The sequence below is a fragment of the Collinsella sp. TF07-1 genome, from assembly GCF_003437235.1.
Classification (GTDB): Bacteria; Actinomycetota; Coriobacteriia; order Coriobacteriales; family Coriobacteriaceae; genus Collinsella.
Genome location: NZ_QSRV01000013.1, coordinates 54,321 through 61,070 on the forward strand (window position 1 = coordinate 54,321; position 6,750 = coordinate 61,070).

General features: G+C 55.3%; 6 protein-coding genes. 1 reads left to right on the forward strand and 5 read right to left on the reverse strand.

The features are described 5' to 3' along the window. Window positions 1-9 precede the first annotated feature (9 nt). On the reverse strand, window positions 10-1,521 hold the full coding sequence (locus tag DXC67_RS06430) for an IMP dehydrogenase (RefSeq protein WP_117637771.1): 1,512 nt from the start codon (window positions 1,519-1,521) through the stop codon (window positions 10-12). A 193-nt stretch (window positions 1,522-1,714) separates the two neighbouring features. Here DXC67_RS06430 and DXC67_RS06435 point away from each other — a divergent pair, with 193 nt between their 5' ends. After that, window positions 1,715-2,062: a winged helix-turn-helix domain-containing protein gene (locus DXC67_RS06435; protein WP_117637772.1), complete on the forward strand. Its 348-nt coding sequence runs from the start codon at window positions 1,715-1,717 to the stop codon at window positions 2,060-2,062. Between the two features lie 223 nt (window positions 2,063-2,285). On the opposite strand, the gene DXC67_RS06440 is transcribed toward DXC67_RS06435, so the two are convergent. From DXC67_RS06440 to DXC67_RS06455, 4 genes are all read right to left on the reverse strand, one after another. After that, window positions 2,286-3,278: a PLP-dependent transferase gene (locus tag DXC67_RS06440; RefSeq protein ID WP_158551302.1), complete on the reverse strand. Its 993-nt coding sequence runs from the start codon at window positions 3,276-3,278 to the stop codon at window positions 2,286-2,288. Window positions 3,279-3,424: 146 nt separating this feature from the next. After that, window positions 3,425-3,931, reverse strand: a complete 507-nt coding sequence (locus DXC67_RS06445; protein WP_117635109.1) for a hypothetical protein — start codon at window positions 3,929-3,931, stop codon at window positions 3,425-3,427. A 335-nt stretch (window positions 3,932-4,266) separates the two neighbouring features. Further along, complete coding sequence (locus DXC67_RS06450; RefSeq protein ID WP_117637774.1) at window positions 4,267-4,653, reverse strand: helix-turn-helix transcriptional regulator; 387 nt, start codon at window positions 4,651-4,653, stop codon at window positions 4,267-4,269. A 1,126-nt stretch (window positions 4,654-5,779) separates the two neighbouring features. Beyond that, window positions 5,780-6,750 (reverse strand): SIR2 family protein (locus tag DXC67_RS06455; protein WP_199410648.1); only part of this gene is annotated, 971 nt, incomplete at its 5' end.

Here is a 6,750-nt window from a genome sequence, read left to right on the forward strand (position 1 = left end):
GCTCTTATCCTATCGATAGGAAACGCTCTGCTGAGAGTCCTTTACGACAACGTCGTGGGCACCGCCTTCGACAATCGAGGTCGAGCTCACCAGCGTCAGGCGCGCCTTTTCCTGGAGCTCGGGGATCGAGAGGGCGCCGCAGTTGCACATCGTGGACTTGACCTTGTAGAGCGTGCCGCCCACGCCGTCCTTGAGGGAGCCGGCGTAGGGAACGTAGGAGTCGACACCCTCGACGAAGCTGAGCTTCGCGGCTCCGCCCAGGTCGTAGCGCTGCCAGTTGCGGGCACGAGCAGAACCCTCGCCCCAGTACTCCTTCATGTACTGGCCGTTCACGTTGACGCGCTCGGTCGGGCTCTCATCGAAGCGGGCGAAGTAACGGCCCAGCATCATAAAGTCGGCACCCATGGCAAGGGCGAGAGTCATGTGGTAGTCGTAGACGATGCCGCCGTCGGAGCACACGGGCACGTAGATGCCGGTCTCCTCGTAGTACTCGTCACGAGCGCGGCAGACGTCAATCAGCGCAGTGGCCTGGCCACGGCCGATGCCCTTGGTCTCGCGGGTGATGCAGATGGAGCCGCCGCCGATACCGACCTTGATGAAGTCGGCACCGCAGTCGGCCAAGAAGCGGAAGCCCTCGGCGTCGACGACGTTACCGGCACCGACCTTGACGTCCTCGCCGTAGTTGGCGCGGATCCACTCGATGGTGCGCTTCTGCCACTCGCTGAAGCCCTCGGAGGAGTCGATGCACAGGACATCGGCACCGGCCTCGATGAGCAGCGGCACGCGCTCGGCATAGTCGCGGGTGTTGATACCGGCGCCGACCATATAGCGCTTGTCGTTATCGAGCAGCTCGTTGGGGTTGGTCTTGTGGCTGTCGTAATCCTTGCGGAAGACGATGCCCATGAGGTGATCGTTGTCGTCGACGATGGGCAGGGCGTTGAGCTTGTTGTCCCAGATGACGTCATTGGCAACCTTGAGGCTGATGTTCTTGTCGCCCACGATGAGCTGCTCACGCGGGGTCATGAACTCGGAGACCTTCTTCTGGTGGTCATCGCGGCTGGGGCGATAGTCACGGCTGGTGACGATACCCAGGAGCTTACCCTTGGGAGTGCCGTCGTCGGTGACCGGCATGGTGGAGTGACCGGTCTTCTCCTTGAGCTCGATGACCTGCTCCATGGTCATGTCGGGGGTCAGCGTGGAATCGGACTGAACGAAACCGGCCTTGTGATCCTTGACGGCCTTGACCATAGCGGCCTCGGACTCGGCGCTCTGGGAACCGTAAATGAAGGACAGGCCACCCTCGGTAGCGAGCGCGACACCCATGTCGACGCCCGAGACGGACTGCATGATGGCGGAAACCATGGGGATGTTCAGGGTGATTGCCGGCTTCTCACCGCGCTTAAAGCGGGTTAGCGGCGTCTTAAGAGAGACGTTGTTGGGGATGCACTGCGAGGACGAGTAACCAGGGACCAGCAGATACTCCGAAAACGTGTGGGACTCACCGGGAAAGAACGTAGCCATGTTTCTCCTTTTTCCATGCGACCGGTCGGCTGCAGGCCTCGTAGGACCCAGCCCAACCTTGGGCGCCCAATACTGGGGAAGTATCTTAACGCACTTTGACTGCTACAATGCATGATTTAAGAAGAGCACACGAGGGTTTGACGCAGGCTTTGCGTTTGCCCAGCAAATACTTTAGCGGGGAGACGTGGAGCACATGGAGTACAAGACAACGGCAAAGTTGGTCATTCAAGCGTGCGACAAGGATCTGCCGGGCGTGTTCGGCCACGGCTGTGTCTTGCTGCTGCAGGGCATCGCCCGCGAGCACTCGCTCAATCGCGCCGCCAAGAGCATGGGCATGGCGTATTCCAAGGCCTGGCGCATCGTGAACGAGGCCGAAGGCCAGCTGGGCTGCAAGCTCATCGAGCGCGACGGCGCCCGCGGATCCACGCTCACCCCCGCCGGCGAGCGAGCCATAGCGGTCTACGAGGAGCTGCAGACCGACATCAACAACGTCATCGCCACCAAAGCCGACGCCCTCATCGCCAACATCAACGCGGAGTAGTCCTTTTGGGCGGTTTTTAGCCCACAGCGCCCTCGGGTTGAGGCTCGCGCCACAAAACGGGCCCATCTACTACGTTTAGCTGAATACCCTCGACCATACCGGACATTATGAAAATAAAACCGCTGGTAGACAGCTTGGCAATTTTCGAAATAGGCGGGTATGGTCGACCCCTATGGCTTAAACGTAGTAAATAGGCCGTTTTCGTGACACACACCCCGATTAGTTACTTTCGGAGCGCGTTGTCCAGGGTGGACGCTACAACCAGGGGGTCGTCGGTACCGGCGAAGAGGCGAATGGTGCACCCCTGCTTGCCGCGTGGAGCCGAAAGGCGCGTCGTTGCGCCGCCGGCCTGCGATGTACGAAACTCCCCCGGCAAAGCATCGAACAAATCGCCCGCACTGCGCTCAATAAGGTCAAACTCAACTGCCGGACCAAAGCCGTGCTCGAGGATTCCAGTTGCAACCGCATGGTCGGGATGCGAGCTCAGTCCGGGATAGCGCACGGCGTGCACCATCTCATTGGCAGCCAAGTACTCGGCCAGCGCACGTGCGCGGTCGAAATGTGCCTGCATGCGGGCATCGAGCGAGTCCAGCCCGCACTCCAGCACACCGGCCTCATCAGCAGGCAAATCAAGTTTGACCAAGCCACAGCCCTTAAGCAGAGCATGCGCGCACTCGGCAGCGGCATCCACGCGATGGCGCTTGAGCTGCGAGCGCGCGACCGATACGGCAACCAACTTGTGCGGAGCATCGCCCGCGCATATGCGATCAAGTGCCTCGAGCGACAGCACGGCACCCAAGCGCCGCGGATCGCACCCAAAGACACCAGCCACGGTGTTATCCACCACGAGCAGCGCATGAGCCTCACGCGCGGCGCGTCCTAGCGCGCGCAGATCGGGCACGCGCAATCCAAACCCGCCAATAGAGTTGACGAACCACCACAGGTGCGGTCCCTCGGCATCAAACGAAGCATCAAAGCCCTCGGACGCGGCATTAAACGCCGCAACCGACGGCTCCCCCACCATAGCCACGCCGCATCCATCAAAGCTGCGCGCAAACGCATCGGCAAAGTCATCGGCAAACGCAACCAGGCGATCGCCGGAACGTACAATCCCCAACAGAGACAGCGCCGCCGGCACATGCGAGGCCGCAACCAATCGCGCCTCACGCGCGCCGGCCCTCAAAGCCCAAGCCTCTTCTAGCTGCTGTACGTCCACGCGGCACCGTCCCTTCATAAGCAAAAACCCACGATGCGGGTGTTCCCCGCATCGTGGGCAACGGCTGCAGTATAGCGCCGTTGGGCGACGAAACGCCTAGATGCTGAGCGTGTGATAGGTCACGCTCGCACCCGGAGCGTCAACGATCACGCCATAGGCCTCGGGTGGCCAAAAGCGTCTGCAACGTCGAGCATCTCAAAGTTGGCATCCCAGCAGTCAAAGATACGATGCACCAACACCGCGAGTTCCTCGGCACACAGCAGGGGAAACGGCGCATCTGCCGCACCCTGAAGCGCGACCGACCCGCCCGAGCATGCGTCGAATAGCGGCACCAAAAATGGGTCGGTTAATGCCGGCGATGCGGTATACAGATACGGCACGCGCAGGACTTTGGCTTGGATGCCGTCGCGCGATGCATAGTAACGGCACAGGTCGTTGGCAGCGCGGGCGATAATGCCCTTGCCCGTCTGGGCGCCACTGGCGGCCGTGGCGTCGTCGTCACATCCGCCAGTGGTGCCCTCTGCACCCGCGGGCCCCGCAATAAACAGCAGCTGCACATTGCGTCCCATACAGGCACGAAACACCGAGCGCAGCAGCCCAATGTCGCCAAAAGTCACGGTATGCGGGGTGAGGTAGGTAGAAAGGTAGACCACGCGCTCAAACTCGTAGGCCTGGTCCAGGTGCTGGAGGAGCTCTTTCCACGAAGCATGGTACGACGACTCATCGCGGCGCGCGTCCTGCGCGGCTACGACCTACACATGGTCGCCGGGGAACGCCTTGGAGCAAAAGCCATCGTCAACATATGCGGTGTTGCCAACAGCCAGCACTTCCACGGCGTTCCCCCTCCCCAAAAAACTACTTTTGCCATAGTCAAACATGCGTATTGTACGCTGTAAAAGCGAGCCAAGGCGCCTTTAAGGCTGTTTTAAGAACTTTTTAGAGGATGTGAGAGCGGCAACTCATTCGACTTAGATTCATCGAGGAAATGCTATTCGCTCTGAAAAGGCACATCGCAATCTGCTGACAGCTCTGCAGGGAGAATGGCAGGCGATGCACATTGCTCTCGCACAGAATCATCAGATGAAAGAAACGGCAACTCTTTGGAATGGCTGGCGATAACCTGCGGAACGATTTTGATACCCAAAGCAAGCTCGAACCTAGCGATCGTCTTCAGCGTCATATTGGGCTGAGAATTCAACAGCTTCGAAAGCGACTGAAGGCTCACGCCCATACGCTTTGCCAAATCGCTTTTGCTTAAACCCAGACGCTTCATCTCGCGATGAACAATAAACTCGATATCTAGCGCGTGTTCATAAGCGCGTGTTTCGCTGGTTTCTGTATCGGCGTAAAAATCAGATAAATCTACTTTATTCATTGTGTTCTCCGTTTCGAAAGCCAAGTATAAAAGTCAAGGCTCAGATTCCAGAAGTTGACGTGCTATTCTGGCCGATCATTGTTCGAGCGGTTAATTTCCGCTTAGGGTCTGACAACATTTTCTGGAATTGAGAGTTGTCGGGAGAAGCCGTCAATTCCCAAAACGGTCGACCCTTGAGGTCTCTATATTCGACAAGATCATATCCTTCTGCCAAAGGGCACCTCCCATTTCTAGATGAACTTAACTTATAGGTTAAGTTCATCCATTTAAATACATATAACGAGGTCCAGACAAGATTCCTCTGCCCCAATCGATAAACAAACCAGTCGAGCTTATGCAAAATCCGGAAGTGTGCGGCATATTCTAGACACGTCAACCACACTGGATAGTGGCAACGCTTCTACCTGCGGGTTCTTTTCATGAAAAGGACGATGTGCTCGAGGGTTCCAAAATTTGCCGCATGCTTCCGTCGGGCGTTTCCGGAAGTGCGGTGAAAAACCGAGATCGACAGACCAGACCCCTGTTTTAGCCTTCCGCGACCTGCGGTTTTGTTGCCGAAATTCGGTTTATGCTCGGAGGTTTCCGATTTTTCCCCGCACTTCCGAAAAGCACCCTTAAACCGCGCGTCCCGAAGCGGAAAACCGCCGGATATTTGTTCTCCCCAAATGAGATCCTTGTTTTGCCTGGCCGAATCTTACATCCAAACAAAAAAAGAGGACCGACGCATCAACCCTCTTCAGGTGTCGCCCGAAGGCTTCCAGCGCAATTGATTTAATTCTAATCGATATCACTTGTTTGACCACGATCACGTCAACCAGTAGAAGCCGCCCATGCTCGATCATTCCATTGCCGGGATGGTGCTTGGCTAGTACGTCACACATTGCATACATGAAAAAAGGGCAACACTCTCAATTTGAAAGCGTCACCCTTAAAGCTCCCAAAGAGCTTTTGTATTGCAGGAAGATACTCTACACTATCTTCCCTTGATTGGCGGGTCGAAACAGACACCATTGTGATTTCAAGCAGAAAGCGTTATATTAAGTATGCATTTGCACGTGGTGTTCGCACTATACGCTCAGATGCCATAGTTTACAAAGATGGCCTTCTTCATAGACGCTAGGTGGGATTACTCACTAGTAGCCGATATGTCGAAGGCCTTCTTGTACTTAAGGAAATCATACATTCTAATAAGCCGTTTCAGCTCGCTATTACCGTGGATTATCTTGCGATCGTCCGTGATGAGCGCCCTCAGATATTCAAGCAACTTATTTAGATCGATCTCATCTTCTTCAAGTAGCACAAGCTTTTTAAATGCTTCCTCAAAGCCTTCGTTAGCTATAACAGACTGAACCGAGTGTCTAATTCCCGAATGATGATAGCTACCTTTTGCCTTTCGTAGGCTGTTGTTTAGAAAAGCATCTAAATCCTTCTTCTCATCTATTTCCTTTAGCATCCTTGGATTAAGAACTTCCCCTGAATACGCGCTTAAATACTTATACATGGGCAAACCACCCGAGTTAGAAGCAAGCAGCGAAGGAAGGTATTCCTCGACGGCAAGCTTAGGAGCAACATGTTCGTCATCAAACACAACATCACGATATAGAAGTTCGGCTTTGACCATATGCCCGTGCCCTAAAGAAGCATTCGCAACACCGATACCCAGCACAAGATGCTGTCCCTCCGGAAGTCTCTCGAGGTCGCTAAAACTCGCTTCAACTACCAGAGAGTCATTCGGATCGCCCTCATCAGCCAAGGCGTAGATGCTCCTGCGAAGCTCACGAATGATCCTGGGCGAGAAGGAGCATTTGGATTGTCCAATTGCTTCATACACTGCACCAAAATCGTTCGTCCTAATCTCGGTCATGCTTATCTCGCCAATACCTGGAAAGGTAAACGAATGAGTTGAGGTTGCGTTTTCTCCCCTAGTAAGGAAGATAAAGCGCTTTCTAAGCAACGCAAGATTGTTAGAACCGAGGCAGCGCGAAATCGACATGAGGATAGCTTGGATATCGGGGTCGTTAAGGGAATAACCGATAAAAATAATGGCTCTGTTAGACCAGAATTGACATTTAGCACTTTTTCGAGCCGGGACGATAA

What these genes read in the sequence shown, in the direction of transcription:
- DXC67_RS06430 (WP_117637771.1), bottom strand. Translation starts at nt 1,521, where the DNA reads ATGGCTACGTTCTTTCCCGGTGAGTCCCACACGTTTTCGGAGTATCTG.
- DXC67_RS06435 (WP_117637772.1), top strand. Translation starts at nt 1,715, where the DNA reads ATGGAGTACAAGACAACGGCAAAGTTGGTCATTCAAGCGTGCGACAAG.
- DXC67_RS06450 (WP_117637774.1), bottom strand. Translation starts at nt 4,653, where the DNA reads ATGAATAAAGTAGATTTATCTGATTTTTACGCCGATACAGAAACCAGC.